Origin of the sequence: Comamonas testosteroni TK102, assembly GCF_000739375.1 — a bacterium.
Lineage (GTDB): Bacteria > Pseudomonadota > Gammaproteobacteria > Burkholderiales > Burkholderiaceae_C > Comamonas > Comamonas brasiliensis.
On the sequence record NZ_CP006704.1, the window covers coordinates 3,615,474 to 3,632,159 of the forward strand.

Sequence of the window (16,686 nt, forward strand, 5' to 3'; positions counted from 1 at the left end):
CACTGACTTCTACCGCTGAAATAAAGTCAGAGGCAACCTTGCTGTATGTCCGCGCATCCGTCTCATCGCCAACAAAGAATGAATAGCAAAAATCAATGAATCCAGACAGGAATTGGCTGCGTATTCCTTACAGCCGGCATTTTTCGGCTTGTACATCAAGGAGCATCCATGTACTCGATTCAATCTGCACGCAAGTTGGCTTCGTTCGGTCTGGCTATCTCGATGACTGCGGCCTCCGTCGCAGCGATGGCTGATGTGATGGTTGGTGGTGCACCCATGCTGCCTACCAAGGACATCATCGACAACGCGGTCAACTCCAAGGATCACACCACGTTGGTTGCAGCGGTCAAAGCCGCTGGTCTCGTCGACACGCTCAAGGGACCTGGTCCGTTTACTGTCTTTGCGCCTACCAATGCGGCGTTTGATGCGCTTCCTGCTGGCACCGTAGACACGCTGCTCAAGCCTGAAAACAAGGGGATGCTGACAACGATCCTCACATACCACGTTGTACCGGGCAAGTGGGATGCCGCAGCACTGAGCAAGATGATCAAGGATGGAAACGGCAAGGCCATGATCAAAACCGTCAGTGGCGGCACTCTTACGGCCAAGTCGAGTGGACAGAAAATTATGCTGATGGATGAAAAAGGTGGCGCAGCCACGGTGACCATTCCCAACGTATACCAATCCAATGGCGTGATTCATGTGATCGATAAAGTACTACTGCCCAATTAACGGAAGGGTTGTCACAAGGGTATCGTCTCGATCACTGACCACAAATTTGAGTGGTCAAAATGCAGTATCAGGACAACCAAATAGGATTGGATGCTCAATTTTCCTAAGTCCAAGAGGCGTGAATTCGAGCAAAAAATCAGAGAGTCTTGATTGAGACGAGGCGCGAAGCCGAATCGAGTGTGAAAGGCTTCGCGCCAATGCATCAGTGGTAGTACCGCCAGGCGGTCCTGGTGAGTCAGAACAGTTGCCGCACCGAGCAATGGGTCGATCGCAGGCTCTCACAAACGACCGCTAACCGGCATGCAAACTTGCGGCCAAACCTCGTCCAGATTGCCCAGTGTCGAGTGACTGCTCCCGCCGAGAGCAGACGCTGGCTGGCGATCTTGCGAGCGACCGCAATGGATCGTGTTGCGATGTTCAAGATACGCTCAAGGCCTTCGACAAGCCAGACTGGCCGTGAGCTCTCCTGACGGCATTTGCTTCCCGAAGATATGTGGGAAGCTTGCGGGGTGACTGAACCACCAAAGCGAAGGCAACGATCCTTGTTTTAAAGGTCACCTTCGGCAAGCTGGGCACACTACTTTGAGATGCGCCTTTAAGGGCTAATTCTTCCACTTCCGACGTTCGCGACGTGGGAAGTTCAGGTGCTCCGGGGCATCTCCAGATAACTATCTGATTTTCATAGGCTTCCAAGGTTGGAAGCAACAGATCTTCCGACCTAAAAACTTCCGACCCTGGCGCATTGAAAAATTCCAAGCTTTGCAGCCAATCATGCCTGTAAACGCTCGAGGCACAGGAAAAACCGGCAGTCGCGTGCCAGCCCTCTCCCGGGCACTATCTGCCCATTCTGGCCGATTTGTGCGCTGGGCCGGCCCAGTTCGAGCCAAAGCTGACAACACCCCGCGCTCGGCCCAAATCGCCCGCAAACCCGCGCCAGCATTAGCGAATCCAGAATTCCCCTGGACCAGCCCCTGTGCCAAAACGGTCACTCCCCCACATGAACTCAGCCAGGCATTCCATCGCTTGCGATGGAATATGAGCCCTGCGAGATGACTGAGCGCAGATCAGCGCAACCCACGAGAATCGTTTTTTTGTGTCGCGCCTGAGTTTTTGAAGTTGACCCGCCTCAAACCAAGACACAATGTACGCGGTCACTTTCCACTGAAAGTGAACCAACTGCATAAACGACGTATCTCATGTATGGGTGCATCCCTTTAGTGCTGGTTCATAACTTTACATAGGACCTCTTTTAGATGAGTACACATTCTTATAAGGATTTGTTGGCGCAACGCGAGGCTCTTGAGCAACAGATTGCTGCGGCCCGAAAGACTGAAGTCGCAGACGCGGTGCAAAAGATCAAGAATTTGATTGAGGCTTTCGGCCTGACACAGGACGATGTCTTTCCTCCAGCCAAGCAAAAGCGCGAGGCAGGCACTGTGGCTCCCAAATACCGCGACCCCGTGACTGGCCAGACCTGGACCGGCCGAGGAAAGCCGCCGAACTGGATCAAGGATCAAGACCGTTCGCAGTTTGCGATTTAAAAGTGGCCCTAGTGGCCACTTTTTCTTTATGGAGACATTCACGACCGACGGCCTGTCGGCGACACCTTTTCTGGTGCATCACTGAGGCTCCTGGTCTCTCTCGCTATCACTTCGTCAAATACTGGCTGCACCGGCTTGCTAACCCTGCTCCTGGCCACTCGGCCATCGCAAAATTATTGACCGCAGAGACTTGGACGATGCTGCCCCGGAAACCGCTTGCCGCGGTCAGGAGCAAAGGCATACCCGGCCTCTGGAAGACCAATCGTTTTTATCGCAGGCTTTTGAGAGTCAGGCCTGGGCAAGAATGCTGGATTCGATTGCAGAAAGATTAGGGTGACTCGACTCTGCTCAAACGCGGTAAACGCAGGTCTTTGCTCAGTTCCCGCGCGAAGGCTTCATAATGCGCGACCATGCAAGCGCTGCGTAACTCACTGTCACTGACCCGCCTGGTTTTGGCGTGGTTCATACTGACTTTGGCAATTGCAGTCGCGTCACCCATCGTGCATCCCAAAGTCATCGAGGTTGTTTGTACCTCGAGCGGCAGCATGCAGGTGATCATGCTGGATGACGATGGGCAAGCCACACCCGGTCTGCATCATTCGCTGGACTGCCCCCTGTGCCTGACCATCACAGCACCTCCGGCCTACTCCTCCCAGCATCTTGAACAGCCACAGCCGCTTGGCCTGGCACTGCATCCTGTGGTTTCGGCGCGCATTGCCGCGCTGGTGGGGGCCGCTTTGCCCCCGCGAGGACCACCAGCACTCGTGTAAGTCCGCTGTGCCCGTCTACTGAGACGGCCGCACCTTAGCCGTCGGGCTCAGCCCTGCACGGCCGATTCCACTTGCACGCAGTTTTTCCATGACCTCTTACTCTTCTGGTGCGATGCCTGATGGCAGCGCTCGCTCTTTTTCGTCCCTACCGCTCCAACGCCAGCATGTGGCGCTGACGGTTGCCCAGCTATCGCTAGCCGCGCCTCTTCTCGCGGCCTCTTCAGCGGGTTGGGCGCAGGCCGATGTCACCCTGGACACGGTCACCGTTCACTCTTCGGGCAATACCTCTTTGGAGCGTGCGGTAAGCACCGGCAGCCGGCTTGACCTCAGTGCACGCGATACACCGGCCAGTGTCGAGGTCACCACGCGCGAGCAACTGGAGGCTCGCGGCGACACGGCTCTCGTCGACGCCATCACGCGATCTACCGGCATCACCAGCCTCGGACATCCGGGCAATAGCGGCAGTTCTCTTTCGGCCAGAGGTTTCACGGACACCACCTCGGTCATGCGTCTATACGACGGCACGCGTCAGTACGGCGGCGTCGGAGTGAGCTTTCCTTTCGACACCTGGTCCATCGAGCGTATTGAGGTTCTGCGTGGACCGGCATCCGTGATCTATGGTGACGGCGCCATTGGCGGCGTGGTCAACGTGATCCCCAAAAAGCCGGCACGCGGGCCTGTTCAGAACGAAATCCAGGCCACCGCAGGAACCAATGGCAGGCGTGCGCTGGCCTTTGGCAGCGGCGGCGCAATCAACGACCAGTGGTCCTACCGCCTGGATGTCAGCGGTGATCAATCAGAGGGCTGGGTGGATCGCGGGGACTCCAGCAACCGCACAGTCTCTGGCGCATTGCGCTGGGATGTGACACCTGATCTCAACCTGCAGCTGTCGCATGCGCAGGGCCGGCAAAAGCCCATGCGCTACTTCGGCACACCGCTGATCAATGGGGTCCAGGATCCAGCCATCCGTGAGCGCAACTACAACGTCGCGGACAGCCGCATTCAGTACAAGGACCGCTGGACCGAGCTGCTCGCCCAATGGGCCCCCAGCAGCAAGGTGGTGGTGCGCAGCAAGCTCTACCACATCGGCAGTGATCGCTATTGGCGCAATGCGGAAGCCTATCGATACAACATGGCCACAGGGCTGATCGACCGCTCGGACAATACGGAAATCGGTCACGACCAGACCCAGACAGGCAACACGACGGATGTGAGCTTCAGCGGCAGTCTGTTCGGGCGCGCCAATCAGGTCTCCCTGGGGTTCGACGTCAATAGGGCATCGTTTCAGCACACCAACAACACCTACACAGGCAGCTCGGGCTCCGTGGATCCCTACAACCCGGTCCCCGGCAACTACAACAGCTCTGTCCCTTTCATTCCCCGCTATGAGAACAAGGCCGAGCAGTATGCGCTGTTCGCGGAAGACAGGCTGGAACTGACCGATCGCTGGTCTGTCGTGGCGGGCGCGCGCTTCGACCACACGGACCTCTCGCGCCAGGATCTGGTCGCCGGCAATCAAGCCTTCAAGCGAAGCTATTCCAATACCGGATGGCGCCTTGGCACCGTCTACAAGCTGAACCCGGATCTGTCACTCTATGCGCAAGCTTCCAGGGCGGCAGATCCCGTCAGCGGCCTGCTTCTACTGTCGGCGGCCAACTCCACCTTCGATGTATCGACCGGCAGACAGTTCGAGATCGGCGTCAAGCAATCGTTCTGGGAGGGCAAGGGAGACTGGACGCTTGCCGCATATTCCATCACCAAGAACAATCTGCTGACACGAGATCCTGCCAACCCTGCCTTGCGCGTGCAGGTCGGCGAGCGTTCGTCCAGGGGGATTGAAGGCACGCTATCGATGCCGCTTGGCAAGACGGTGCAGATCGATGCCAACATCGCCTTGCTCAAGGCTCGCTATGACGATTTCAGCGAGTCGGCAGGCGGCGTTACGGTCTCGCGTAACGGCAATGTGCCGACGGACGTACCGGAACGTGTTGCCAATGTCTGGGTCAGCTGGAAGCTCGTGCCTGACTGGACACTGTCCGGCGGTCTGCGCCATGTGGGCAAGCGCTATGCAGATAACGCAAACACCTTGAAGCTGCCGGCATACACCACCGCTGGCCTGGCGCTGCAATGGAAGGCAGCCAAGGCCACCACGCTCACACTGCGCGGGTTCAACCTCTTCGACAAGCACTATTTCACGACTTCCTACTACACCAATACCCAGTGGTTTGTCGGGGAAGGACGACGTGTCGAGCTGACCTTGAACCATCGTTTCTGATCGGGCTGCTGATGTGGACTTACGCCCATGCCAAACGCTTGGTGTTCCTGGTGCATCGATGGACAGCAGTGGCTGCCTGTGTACTGATGGCCCTCTGGGTCTTCAGCGGAGTGGTCATGCTCTTTGTCGGCTACCCCAAGCTGCTGCCGTCCGAGCACCTGCGCGCACTGCCCTCTCTGAGCACTGGTCAGTGCTGCCTGCCGGTTGAGGTAGCGCTGAACCACAGCCCATCGCCGGACAAGGTGCAGCAGATCACCCTCACCACGATTGCAGGCCGTCCCAGCTACCGGCTCAAGGAGGCTGACGGCACGCTGCGAGTCGTTGATGCCGGGACGGGAGCTGTTGCTCCGCCACCCGATGACGCAACCGCACTGCATAGCGCCCGAGCATTCACGTCTGGAGCGAATGGCGTTCTACAAGGTCGAACCCAGGACGATCGCTGGACGCACTCGGCCCTGCTGAATCCCCATAGGCCTCTCATCAAGGTCCGGATGGATGATTCCGCATCAAGCCTGCTGTACATCTCCTCAAGCACCGGTGAGGTGGTCATGGATGTGCCGCGTCATCAACGCTACTGGAACTACGTGGGGGCTTGGCTCCACTGGGTATACATGTTCCGCGATGGCTCCAGGGATCCCCTATGGAGCTGGTTGGTCATCGGCCTTTCCGCTTGGGGCACCTTGTGTGCCATCACTGGCACCTTCGTGGGCATCTGGCGATGGCGCTTCCATGGCCGCTACAAATCTGGCTCCAAGACTCCTTACCGGGAGTTCCAGATGCGCTGGCACCACATCACGGGCCTCGTATTCGGGGCAGTGATGACCTGCTGGATTTTCAGCGGCCTGATGTCCATGAATCCACTGGGACTCTTCAGCCCGCAGGGAACCCGTCCCGACCTGCACACCTATCAGCATGCAGGCCCTGGTGCCACGAGCGCTGGACTCACCACGCACCAGGCACTGGCCCTGCTCGATGCCCAGGGCTTTGACACGCGCGAGGTCACATGGAAATGGCTGAACGGGCAGCCCTATCTGCTGGCCTTTGGCGGAGCGGGCGACACCCGCGTGCTGCCCGCAAATGCTGTTGCGCCCAAGGTGGAGCGCACATTTGAGCAGTCTCTGCTGGAGCAGGCAGCGCAGAGGTTGCTGCCCTTTGCCATACGCTCCACCGCCTGGTTGCACGAATTCGACGCCTACTACTACCGTCGGGGCGAGGCTTCCATGTATGCTGCAGCGGCGCGCGAGCTACCCGTACTCAGGGTCCAGTTCGAGGATCCGGGCAACACCATCGTCTACATCAGCCCGTACTCCGGTGATGTGGTGCTGAGCCTGGACCGTAGCCAGCGTACAGGCAGATGGTTGTTCAATTTCCTGCACAGCTGGGACTTGCCGTGGATGCTGCGCAGCGCTTGGCCGCGAGATGTCATGCTGGTCCTGCTCAGCCTGGGTGCGTTTGCGCTGGCATTCACAGGCATCGTGCTGGGCTACAGACGGCTCAAGCTATTCATCAGCCACAAGCTCGGCAGCTGACCTGGGCCGCAAGGGCTACGGCCCAGCCTCGCGTGCTATCGCCATGAAAAGACACCCGACCTTGTTCCGGGTCGGGCGTTGCACATTCCCGGCTGCACTTGCGCCAGGGATTGGCGCAAGCCGATGCCGCAGTCACATGTGAAGTGAGACCGTTGGCGAGCCAATCAGCAAGCCGCAATCAGTGGCACGGCGCAGGGTTCATGCCTTCACTTCGACGACCTGCTCAAAGCCACCAAAGATCATGCGCTTGCCGTCGAAGGGCATGGGCGGGTTGCCGGGAGCTGACGGGTCCATGCGCGGGTCTTCCATCATCTTCTTCATTGCGGCGTCGCGCGTGGCCTTGTCCGGCCATTCAACCCAGGAGAAAGCCACCGTCTCTTCGGACGTGGCCAGCACCGAGCGCCGGAAATCCGTGACCTTGCCCTCGGGGACATCATCGCCCCATCCCTCGATCACGCGGATTGCACCCAGTTCGAGGAATATCGGATCGAGCTTGCGTGCGTGCTCGATGAATTTTTCCTTGTTGGCGGTGGGGACTGCGATCACGAAACCATCGATATATGACATGTTTTCACTCCTGCCAAGTTGGCCCGTCGGTGCTTGAACAGCACCGCTACAGAATGCCCGCCGGGTTCACCGCTGCATTGCTTTCAACATGGACCCTTTGGGCTCGCAGCTCAGGCTCGGGCAATAGGAGCCGAGCCTGAGCATTCAACATTGTCTTTGGCGAACAGCAACCAGACCAATGCCCAAGTACGCTGGCCCTGGACCTGATTGGCAGGATCGCCGGGAAGGTGGTGATGACTAGGGGTTCGATGGTACTGCTGCTCCTGTGCACAAAGGCTGACGTTTGTGACCGACGGCTTCTGGCCGGATCGCCCCCAGCAGACCTTGACTCTGCCTGCGCGAAGCAGGAGGCCATCGGCGGACTTGCATTGCGGGCATCTGGAAGCCACGCGCCTTTGCAGGGCATGGCCCGGAAGTGATCGTCACAGGCCTGAAGATCACGCCTTGGGGTGCGTGCTGGGGAGAAAGGCGGTGGCCAGCCCCAGCAAAGGCAGGAACGATGTGACGCCGTAAACCCAGACGATGCCCTTTATATCTGCCAGTTCGCCAAGGCCGGCGGCGCCGATGCCACCAATGCCGAACATCAGACCAAACATCAGGCCAGATACCAGTCCCACGCGGCCGGGAACAGCCTCCTGTGCGTAGACAACGAGTGCTGCGAAGGCCGATGACATCACCAGACCCACGGTGATGGCCAGTACCGCCGTCCAGAACAGGTTTGCGTAGGGAAGCGCGAGAGCGAACGGAGCAACGCCGAGAAAGGAAATCCAGATGACGGCCTTACGCCCTATGCGATCACCCACCGGGCCGCCCACGAACGTTCCAGCAGCGACGGCAGCGAGGAACAGGAAAAGAAACATCTGGCTTTGCTGCACGCTGAGGTCGAAGCGCTCGATCAAGTAGAAGGTGAAGTAATTCGTGAACGATGCGATGTAGACAAATTTCGCAAACATCAGAATACAGATGACGATCACGGCTTGGATCACATGAGCCCGGCTGAGGCCGGCTCCATGGCTTCTGGCCAGACTCTTGGCCTTGGCCTGACCATGGTGCTGCACCCACACCGTAAGGCGATACAGCACAAAAATGGCGACCAGCGCCACGAGCATGAACCAGGCTACTCCGCCCTGGCCGAGCGGTATGACGATGGCGGCCGTGAGAAGCGGTCCGATGGCGCTTCCGGTATTGCCACCGACCTGGAAGGTGGACTGCGCCGTGCCGAAGCGGCCACCCGACGCCAGACGCGCTATGCGCGATGCTTCGGGGTGGAAAGTGGCAGAGCCCACTCCGATGACAGCCGAGGCAATCAGCAGCATGGGAAAGGAATTTGCCGTGGCGATCAGTGCAATGCCAATCAAGGTCATCACCATGCCAGAAGGCAGCAGGTAGGGCTTGGGATGCTTGTCGGTGTACATACCGATCCAGGGTTGCAGCAGGGAGGCTGTGACCTGATAAACAAGGGCAATGATGCCGATCTGCCCGAAGCTGAGCGAGAAATTCGACTTGAGCAGAGGATAGATCGACGGCAGCATGGCCTGGATCAGGTCATTGAGCAGGTGGGCAAAGGCCGCACCTCCGACGATGGGCAGCAAAAAGCCGTGTGGCTTTTGCTCCGCCACTGATCCAGAAGATGACACGGTCGGCGCGTCGAGCGTTGCAGATTTCGCAGACATGAAAAGGCTTGTAGAGCAGAAGCCTGCGGACGAGAAGTTCGACAGGCCCAGTGGACAAAATGGATTCGGGCATCTAGGCCTTGAGGATGATCAAGGTCACAGCCAGCACTGGAGCGTACCGAGAAGCTGCACGGCAGTCGCACGCTGATCTGCCAACTTCTGTAGAGTTTCTGCCATGCACGCCCATCCATCAGACAAGCACAAGCACTTCGACAACCTGCCGCGCCCTTTGGTGGTAATGGAGAACGCCTGGCCGACGGGAAGCTCTACCGGATGGCACTCACACCCGAGGGGGCAGCTGCTCTACGCCACCGATGGTGTGATGGTGGTGCACTCGGACATCGGCTCATGGGTGGTTCCGCCCAACCGGGCTCTGTGGATGCTCGCGGGGCTGCGACATAATGTGACCATGTCCGGTGATGTGCTGATGCGCACCGCGTACATCGACGAGACAAAGATCGCGAATCTGCCAGCCGAAAGTTGCGTCATCAACGTATCGCCGTTATTGCGCGAACTGCTGGTCGAAGCCGTCAGAATTGCGCCAACCGCGCAAGTCGAAGGCCGCGAAGCCTTGCTGTTGGACCTGCTGGTCTGCGAGCTTCGAGTCTCCAGCAGCATACCGCTGCACCTGCCCATGCCGGTCGACACGCGGATACGCTCGATATGCGATGCCTTGTCCAAACGCCCCTCGGATACATCCAGTGCCGCCGACTGGGCGCAATCCATAGGCGTGGCCGAGCGAACATTGCACCGGCTTTTTGCCAAGGAAACCGGTATGACTTTCGCGCAGTGGCGTGAACAGGCGCGCTTGCTCCACGCCTTGCGCCGGATCGCCGAGGGCGACAAGCTCATCGAAGTGGCCATGGACTGCGGCTACTCAAGCCCAAGCGCGTTTGCAGCGATGTTCAGGCGCCACTTCAAGACCCCGCCGTCCAGTTTCTACCAATGACGCTGCGCCTCATCTGGCTGCTACAGCTCGTCGGACGCGATCAATATCGAGTGGCCAGCCATAGTCCATCTGTGCGCATCCTCTGAGTCCGGGACGAGCTGCCCCAAGCTGAATCTCCTCGCATCCCGCCAAATGATTGCCAGCCGGGTGCTCTTGCGCGCGGGTACGAGCCTGCGTGCATGCCCAGCCCTCCTGATTTCAGCAACGGGAGCAGCCGGCCATGTCCCGCTTCACAGTGACCCGCTCACGAAAAGCCGATCGATGCGCCACTGCGTCCACCGAACTAGCTGCAAGACCTCGCCAAAAACATGCGGCATCACTGGCGTCGGCCCATTCAGCGCAGAAATGTCCCCCTGACTGGCGTACCTCTGGAAGCTCTCCCGTCGCGAGGTCTCCCAAGCCACGATCGGTCGCAGTTTCCTGCGAACATTGGTCACTCCCTGAATTTCCGCCCTCCGATCTCCAACGGCCCCCTCGCTCCAACCCATCCACCTCCGATGAAGGCGCTCCAATCACCATGAGACCTGATCAGTATCTTGCGCATTTGCAGGCCGTGTATGCCGCATTCCAGTTGCCCTTCGATCCGATGCCTCCGGCCGGCGAGCAAGAGCTGGCCGCTCTGGTGGCAGAGCTCGGGCCGCTGGATCCCGATCTCGCCGCCCTCTGGCGTCTGACGGCGAGCAGCAGTTCCGACCGCACCCAGCCCTTGTTCCAGCGGCCGGGCTTTGTGGATGCGCTGGACCTTCTCACGCCAGCGCAGGCCAAGGCCCGGGCAGCCGGCATGGAAAAGCGGGCCCAGCGCATGTGGGATCTGGCCGGTCCTGCGTCGCAGGACCCGCGCCTTAGCGGGCGCTGGTGGCAGGCCGGCTGGCAGCCATTTGCCAGCTTTTACGGAGATATCGTGCTGCTGGTCGATCAACACCCCGGTCCTGAAGGCCAGCGTGGCCAGATCATTGCCTACGTACACGACCCCGACCAGATCCAGTGGATTGCGCCCAGCTTCGGTGCCTACCTGCAGGCGGCAGCCGATTCCATCGACTCCGACAGAGAGGAGTTCTTGAACGGCCCACTTGACGAGCTTGAATGAAGCCAGGCAATGCAGATCGGAGCTGCCGGCGGGCATTGGCGGCGAGGCATGGCCGGGCACTGTCTGGCTACCCTCACCGCCGCCCCCCTGCGCACCAACGCAAAAAACAATGGGCCCACGATCGCAATCTCGTGGGCCCATTGATCATTGCAGACGGCCTGCAGTCAGCGACCGCAGCTGTGCAGCATCAAGCGAAGTTGGCTTCAGCGAACTTCCAGTTCACCAGCTTTTCCAGGAAGGTCTCGACAAACTTGGGACGCAGGTTGCGGTAGTCGATGTAGTAAGCGTGTTCCCACACGTCCACGGTCAGCAGCGCCTTGTCGGCGGTGGTCAGGGGGGTGCCAGCAGCGCCCATGTTGACGATGTCCACGGAACCGTCGGCCTTCTTCACCAGCCAGGTCCAGCCGGAACCGAAGTTGCCCGCAGCGGAAGCCACGAAAGCCTTCTTGAACTCGGCGTAGGAGCCCCACTTCTTGTTGATGGCATCGGCCAGCGCGCCTGTAGGTTCTGCACCGCCGTTGGGAGTCATGCAGTTCCAGAAGAAGGTGTGGTTCCAGATCTGGGCAGCGTTGTTGTAAATGCCACCGGAAGACTTCTTGACGACCTCTTCCAGATCCATGTTTTCGAACTCGGTACCCTTTTGCAGGTTGTTCAGGTTCACCACATAGGCGTTATGGTGCTTGCCGTGATGGAATTCCAGCGTTTCCTGGCTGTAGCCGAACGGAGCCAGTGCATCAATAGCGTATGGCAGGGGGGGCAGGGTGCGTTCCATGATGGTTTTCCTCGTGGTTGAAATTTTTGGGAGCCGTCCAGTGCCATGGCGCCTGAGCGGTGACCGTTGTGCCGGCCAGGGCGGCAAGCACATTGCTGTACTGCAGACGTCAAGTATTGCACTAACCGAACCATTGTAGAAAGAACTGAGAGGCTGCGCGCCATTCATCAGGACTATTGCTCACGCGGGAAAAAGCATGCGCTAACGGCTTACAGCGCATGAACGCTGGACCCTGCTGCATTGCCTGCGCCGATTGCAAAAGAGTTCTGATGAAGAACCCGGTGAGCGTGGAGGTGTTTTGTGACCCGCCTGTGGCTGGCGAGCCTCAAAGCAGACGCGGCTGAGTGACCACCACATCCACCGCTCCGTCCGACAACTGGGCCTTCAGCGCCGCTCCCGGCACGGCCTGTCCAACCTGAGTCACAGGCCTGCCCTGCTCATCCGTCAGCAAGGCATAGCCGCGCTGCAGCACCAGGCGAGGGTCCAGCAACTGCATGCGCAGGTCGATACGATCGAGCTTGTGCCTTTGCTGCTCCAGGCTGCGTCGGAGAATATTGGGAAAATTAGCCTGAAACGCTTTCTGGTTCTGCGATAGATGCTGTAATTTAAGTAGCATCGCATGGCGCAGACGCTGCGCTTGCCGGCTGAGCTGCAACTGGTTGCGTGTCAGCTGCTCACTGGGCCGGCCCAGGCGCTGGGCCGCCATATCCAGGCGCTGGGCCTGGCGATCCATCACCCGCTGCACGGCGTTGTCCAGACGGTCCCCCATCAGGCCCAACGCGCCCAACCAGACCTCGCGCGGCTGGGTCACCAGCTCGGCCGCTGCCGTGGGCGTGGGCGCGCGCAGATCGGCGCAGAAATCGGCAATCGTGAAATCAGTCTCATGGCCCACGCCACTGATCAGTGGCACCGGGCTTTGCACAATGGTGCGCGCCAGCTGTTCGTCGTTGAAGGCCCAGAGGTCTTCCAGCGAGCCGCCACCGCGCACCAGCAAGATGGTGTCAATCACCGGCTGCCGTGCGGAGTCAGCAGGCAAATTGCCGCTTGAGCCTTGACCGTCTTGTGCCAGCCGATACAGTTTTGACAATGCCTGCACCAGTGACTGCGGCGCCTGTGCGCCTTGTACCAGAGCAGGCACGATCACCACCGGAATATGCGGCACCCGACGGCGCAGCGCCGTCACCACGTCGTGCAAGGCGGCTGCGCCCAGGGACGTGACCAAGCCGATGCCGCGCGGCAAGGGGGGCAGCGGCCTCTTGCGCGCAGCGTCGAACAGCCCCTCTGACTCCAGTTGGGCCTTGAGGCGCAAAAACTGCTCGAACAGAGCCCCCTGCCCGGCTCGCTGCATGGTATCCACCACCAGTTGCAAATCACCGCGCTGCTCGTAGACGCCTAGACGCCCTCTGACTTCGACCAGCTCGCCATCACGTGGCGAGAAACCGACCTGCTCGGCCGCACGGCGGAACATGGCGCAGCGAATCTGCCCGCTCGCATCCTTGAGATTGAAATAACAATGCCCGCTGGCGGCGCGCGAAAAGCCACTGAGTTCGCCACGCACCGCGACTGGATTGAAGCGCGCCTGCAAGGCATCACCGATGGCGTGGCATAGCGCGCCAACTTCCCATACATGCTGCGTGGCTGTTGGGTTTGATCGTTCAAACATTGAATTCATGCGGTGTCAGCGAGGTCATACGCGGGCCGGATTCTCCACAGATGTCGGCGTCCAGCCTTGTCGGCGACAAATCCGGAACGACTCTAAAAATCACCTTAAGAACAAAACCCATCTCATTGATTTAAAACAATTTATTGCCATTCACACAGCTGTCAAACTCGTAACAAGCCTTCACTGCAACGCCGACAGACTGCCGACACGGCGACTAGATCACAAAGTTATCCACAGATTTCTGTGCTATACGCGAAAACATTCGCAAAGAAACGCAAGTTCTGCGTGCCCTGCTGCCTGAACAAGCTCCATCGCTCAAGCCTCGCTTGGCGATCTTGCTGCACTGACTCAAGTCAACATATCAGGCCCGCAAAAACGGCTCGCAACAGCACGACAGTGGGTGATAATCATCGGCTGCAATTTCAGAACGACGAGGGAGAGCAACGTTGCTGTCGATCATACAAGCCGCAGGATGGCCTATCTGGCCTTTGATTGCCTGCTCGATTCTGGCTCTGGCCCTGATTTTTGAGCGCTTTGCCTCGCTGAAAGCCAGCAAGGTTGCGCCAGCCAATTTGCTCAACGAAGCGATTTCGGTCTCCAACAAAAACCTGCCCAGTGCAGAAACCACCCAGCAACTGGCGCAAAGCTCGGTACTGGGTGAGGTGCTGGCCACCGGCCTGCGCACCCGCCAGGCACACCCCGAAAGCAGCGAGGAAGAGCTGCGCTCGGCCATGGAAGGCGCAGGACGCGCCGCCGCCCACAAGCTGGAAAGGTATTTGAGCGCCCTGGCTACCATCGCCTCGGCGGCGCCGCTGCTGGGCCTGCTGGGCACGGTGATCGGCATGATCGAGATTTTCGGCTCCCAGCCCGGTGCCAGCTCCGGCGCTGGCAACCCCGCCCAGCTCGCTCATGGCATCTCGATCGCGCTCTACAACACGGCATTCGGTCTGATGGTGGCCATTCCCTCGCTGATCTTCTGGCGCTATTTCCGCGCGCGGGTGGATGGCTATCTGCTGGGCATGGAACTGGCATCCGAGCAGTTCGTGCGCCATCTGGGCCGCCTCAAGCCTGCCAAGTAAGAAGCGGAACGCATCCACCATGAACTTCCGTCCTCGTCACCGCGATGAGCCCGAGATCAATCTGATCGCCTTCATCGACGTGCTGCTGGTGGTGCTGATCTTTTTGATGCTTTCCACCACTTACAGCAAGTTCACCGAGCTGCAACTGACCCTGCCCGTGGCAGATGCCGATCAGCAACGCGACCGGCCCAAGGAAATCATTGTCGGCGTCTCTGCCGACGGGCGCTACTCCGTCAACAAGCAAGGCGTGGATGACCGTAGCGTCTCCTCCGTCGCCGCCGCTCTTTCCGGCGCGGCAACGGCAGGCCGTGACAGCGTGGTCATCATCAGCGCCGATGCCAACTCCCCGCACCAGTCGGTCGTGACCGTCATGGAGGCGGCCCGCCACGCCGGAATGTCGCAGATCACGTTTGCGACCCAGTCATCGGCCAGCGCAGGCAAGGCCAACTAGCCCCCGCCTCCATCCCCTTATGGGTGAAATACAAAAAAACGGGCCATCTGGCCCGTTTTTCTTTACCCTCGCGTCCTGACTCAGGCCTGCAGGCCCAGCGCCGTCAGATCGAGCTTGCCGCCAGACAGCGGCGGGCACCAGAAATAGCAGCCCGTCAGCGGCCTGGAGAAACGAAACAGCCCGTCGCTGATACCGTCATCCATGCCCAGCATGCGGCGCATCTGGGCCTCGAACGCGTCAAAGCTGCAACCAAAGGCAGAGAACATCAATCCGCTGCGATCGCTGCCCTGCGGACTGACGCTCCACCAGGGCATGGAGCGGCGCACCACAAAGGCTTCAGGTTCAAAGCTCTCCTGCGCCGTGCGCTTGACATGGGCCGACTCCGGAGCATCGTCCAGCTCCTCGTTGTCGCTGCGGCGGCGACCCACGGCATGGTCCTGCTGAGTGGTGCTCATGCTTTCAAAGGCCGAATAGTCGTGTTCCCACTGCTGCAAAGCCCAGTAGCTGCAGCCATCCAGCCCAGCCCCCTGCTCTGCAGCAATGCCGGCAGCCACGGCTTCATCCTCCTCGGGGTTCTCGGTGCCGTCTTCATAGCCAGTCAGATCTCGGCCGTGGCCGTTATCCGAGCGCTGGTGCACAAAGGCATCCACCACATGATCAAGCTTGAAGGCCGGCGCCAACAAGGTCGCCAGCCTGGCCGTCAAAGTGATCAGTTCACCGCGCTGGTCGCCACGCAGCCACAGACACAGCGCATAAGGTGTGCTGGGCACTGCGAACTCAGGGCCCTTGAGCGGGGGAAACTCGCGCATCAGCGGCAGCTTCCTGTCCAGTTGCTGCAGCACCTGCAGGCCCAGACCCACCACTACCTGCTGACCGTCAACATTTGCCTGCAATTTCCTCAGGCTGTCCTGCAAATCCGTACTTGCACCGGCCAGGGTGAAAAAAACATAGCGTCCCTGCTCAGGAAGAGACGCCAGAATACCTGCTTGTGCTTTTGTCATGGGGTTGCCGATTCATTGGATGGAAAACACATCAAAGTTTAGTAGCGAATCAGCCGTCCCCAGCCAAGCCTTGAGCGGGTAGCAGAATGAGAAAAATGGGGCTCGAACGCAAAAAAGTCGCGACTTTGCCCAAACCACCATTTTTCCGCTGCTAGAATTCATCCCATCGACGACAGGCGCGTAGCTCAGCTGGTTAGAGCACCACCTTGACATGGTGGGGGTCGTTGGTTCGAGTCCAATCGCGCCTACCAAATATCGCAAGCAAAACCAGAGCTTGCAAACAAGACAGCCCGCTTCACAGCGGGCTTTTTTGTTTTTGCGTTTCGCAACAGGCACGTCAAAACGCGATGCATGGATGGCACGCAAGAACTTGCTCATCCCGCCCTGCAACTTCAGTCCGGCTATGACTATATCGGTGCCGGTCGAACCAAAGAAACAGTACCCGCAATGACGGGAACTGGGAGCATCTGACACTGAAGACTTCATCGAGGTCTCAAGCACCGGTAGACCAGTGACTCCTGAGGCCCGTCTTTGTCGTTTCCCTCGGGCCCCAACCAACCCTGCTTCGTGAAGCATGATCTCCTGGAAAACAGTCAA

14 protein-coding genes and 1 tRNA gene are annotated in these 16,686 nt (G+C 59.3%); 10 read left to right on the forward strand and 5 right to left on the reverse strand.

The annotated features are described in order from the left end of the window. The first annotated feature begins 168 nt into the window (after nucleotides 1-168). The 5 genes from O987_RS16345 (at nucleotide 169) to O987_RS16370 (ending at nucleotide 6,847) form a co-directional block, all read left to right on the forward strand. Nucleotides 169-732, forward strand: coding sequence for a fasciclin domain-containing protein (locus O987_RS16345; RefSeq protein ID WP_019042465.1), 564 nt, complete (start codon nucleotides 169-171; stop codon nucleotides 730-732). 1,253 nt (nucleotides 733-1,985) lie between these two features. Beyond that, nucleotides 1,986-2,273: an H-NS family nucleoid-associated regulatory protein gene (locus O987_RS16355; protein WP_043373527.1), complete on the forward strand. Its 288-nt coding sequence runs from the start codon at nucleotides 1,986-1,988 to the stop codon at nucleotides 2,271-2,273. Nucleotides 2,274-2,683: 410 nt separating this feature from the next. Then, nucleotides 2,684-3,043 (forward strand): DUF2946 family protein, encoded by a 360-nt coding sequence (locus tag O987_RS16360; protein WP_043373530.1) that lies wholly within the window; start codon nucleotides 2,684-2,686, stop codon nucleotides 3,041-3,043. An 88-nt stretch (nucleotides 3,044-3,131) separates the two neighbouring features. Next, nucleotides 3,132-5,318, forward strand: a complete 2,187-nt coding sequence (locus O987_RS16365; protein WP_043373534.1) for a TonB-dependent receptor — start codon at nucleotides 3,132-3,134, stop codon at nucleotides 5,316-5,318. A gap of 11 nt (nucleotides 5,319-5,329) precedes the next feature. After that, on the forward strand, nucleotides 5,330-6,847 hold the full coding sequence (locus tag O987_RS16370; protein ID WP_043373536.1) for a PepSY domain-containing protein: 1,518 nt from the start codon (nucleotides 5,330-5,332) through the stop codon (nucleotides 6,845-6,847). A 198-nt stretch (nucleotides 6,848-7,045) separates the two neighbouring features. Here O987_RS16370 and O987_RS16375 read toward each other — a convergent pair whose 3' ends face one another. Together O987_RS16375 and O987_RS16380 are read right to left on the reverse strand one after the other, a co-directional pair. Beyond that, entirely contained in the window at nucleotides 7,046-7,414 is a 369-nt protein-coding gene (locus O987_RS16375; protein WP_019042460.1) for a DUF1428 domain-containing protein, read from the reverse strand. Between the two features lie 437 nt (nucleotides 7,415-7,851). Then, on the reverse strand, nucleotides 7,852-9,087 hold the full coding sequence (locus tag O987_RS16380; protein WP_043373538.1) for an MFS transporter: 1,236 nt from the start codon (nucleotides 9,085-9,087) through the stop codon (nucleotides 7,852-7,854). Between the two features lie 175 nt (nucleotides 9,088-9,262). Here O987_RS16380 and O987_RS16385 point away from each other — a divergent pair, with 175 nt between their 5' ends. Together O987_RS16385 and O987_RS16395 are read left to right on the forward strand one after the other, a co-directional pair. Continuing rightward, nucleotides 9,263-10,036 carry an AraC family transcriptional regulator gene (locus O987_RS16385; protein ID WP_043373541.1) on the forward strand — a complete coding sequence of 258 codons (774 nt, stop codon included), beginning with the start codon at nucleotides 9,263-9,265 and terminating at the stop codon, nucleotides 10,034-10,036. A gap of 517 nt (nucleotides 10,037-10,553) precedes the next feature. Next, nucleotides 10,554-11,123, forward strand: coding sequence for an SMI1/KNR4 family protein (locus O987_RS16395; protein ID WP_043373545.1), 570 nt, complete (start codon nucleotides 10,554-10,556; stop codon nucleotides 11,121-11,123). Between the two features lie 187 nt (nucleotides 11,124-11,310). On the opposite strand, the gene O987_RS16400 is transcribed toward O987_RS16395, so the two are convergent. Beyond that, entirely contained in the window at nucleotides 11,311-11,895 is a 585-nt protein-coding gene (locus O987_RS16400; protein ID WP_043007846.1) for a superoxide dismutase, read from the reverse strand. A 325-nt stretch (nucleotides 11,896-12,220) separates the two neighbouring features. Next, a complete protein-coding gene (xseA, locus tag O987_RS16405; protein ID WP_043373549.1) occupies nucleotides 12,221-13,558 on the reverse strand; it encodes an exodeoxyribonuclease VII large subunit in 1,338 nt (445 codons plus the stop codon). A gap of 446 nt (nucleotides 13,559-14,004) precedes the next feature. On the opposite strand from xseA, the gene O987_RS16410 reads away from it, so the two are divergent. Both O987_RS16410 and O987_RS16415 read left to right on the forward strand, forming a co-directional pair. After that, a complete protein-coding gene (locus tag O987_RS16410) occupies nucleotides 14,005-14,637 on the forward strand; it encodes a MotA/TolQ/ExbB proton channel family protein (protein WP_019042941.1) in 633 nt (210 codons plus the stop codon). A 19-nt stretch (nucleotides 14,638-14,656) separates the two neighbouring features. Next, a complete protein-coding gene (locus O987_RS16415) occupies nucleotides 14,657-15,088 on the forward strand; it encodes an ExbD/TolR family protein (protein WP_019042942.1) in 432 nt (143 codons plus the stop codon). Nucleotides 15,089-15,168: 80 nt separating this feature from the next. Here the strand turns inward: O987_RS16415 and O987_RS16420 are convergent, their stop codons facing one another. Then, nucleotides 15,169-16,089, reverse strand: coding sequence for a Dyp-type peroxidase (locus O987_RS16420; RefSeq protein ID WP_043373552.1), 921 nt, complete (start codon nucleotides 16,087-16,089; stop codon nucleotides 15,169-15,171). Nucleotides 16,090-16,263: 174 nt separating this feature from the next. On the opposite strand from O987_RS16420, the gene O987_RS16425 reads away from it, so the two are divergent. After that, nucleotides 16,264-16,340: transfer RNA gene (locus O987_RS16425), tRNA-Val, on the forward strand. Nucleotides 16,341-16,686: the final 346 nt, after the last annotated feature.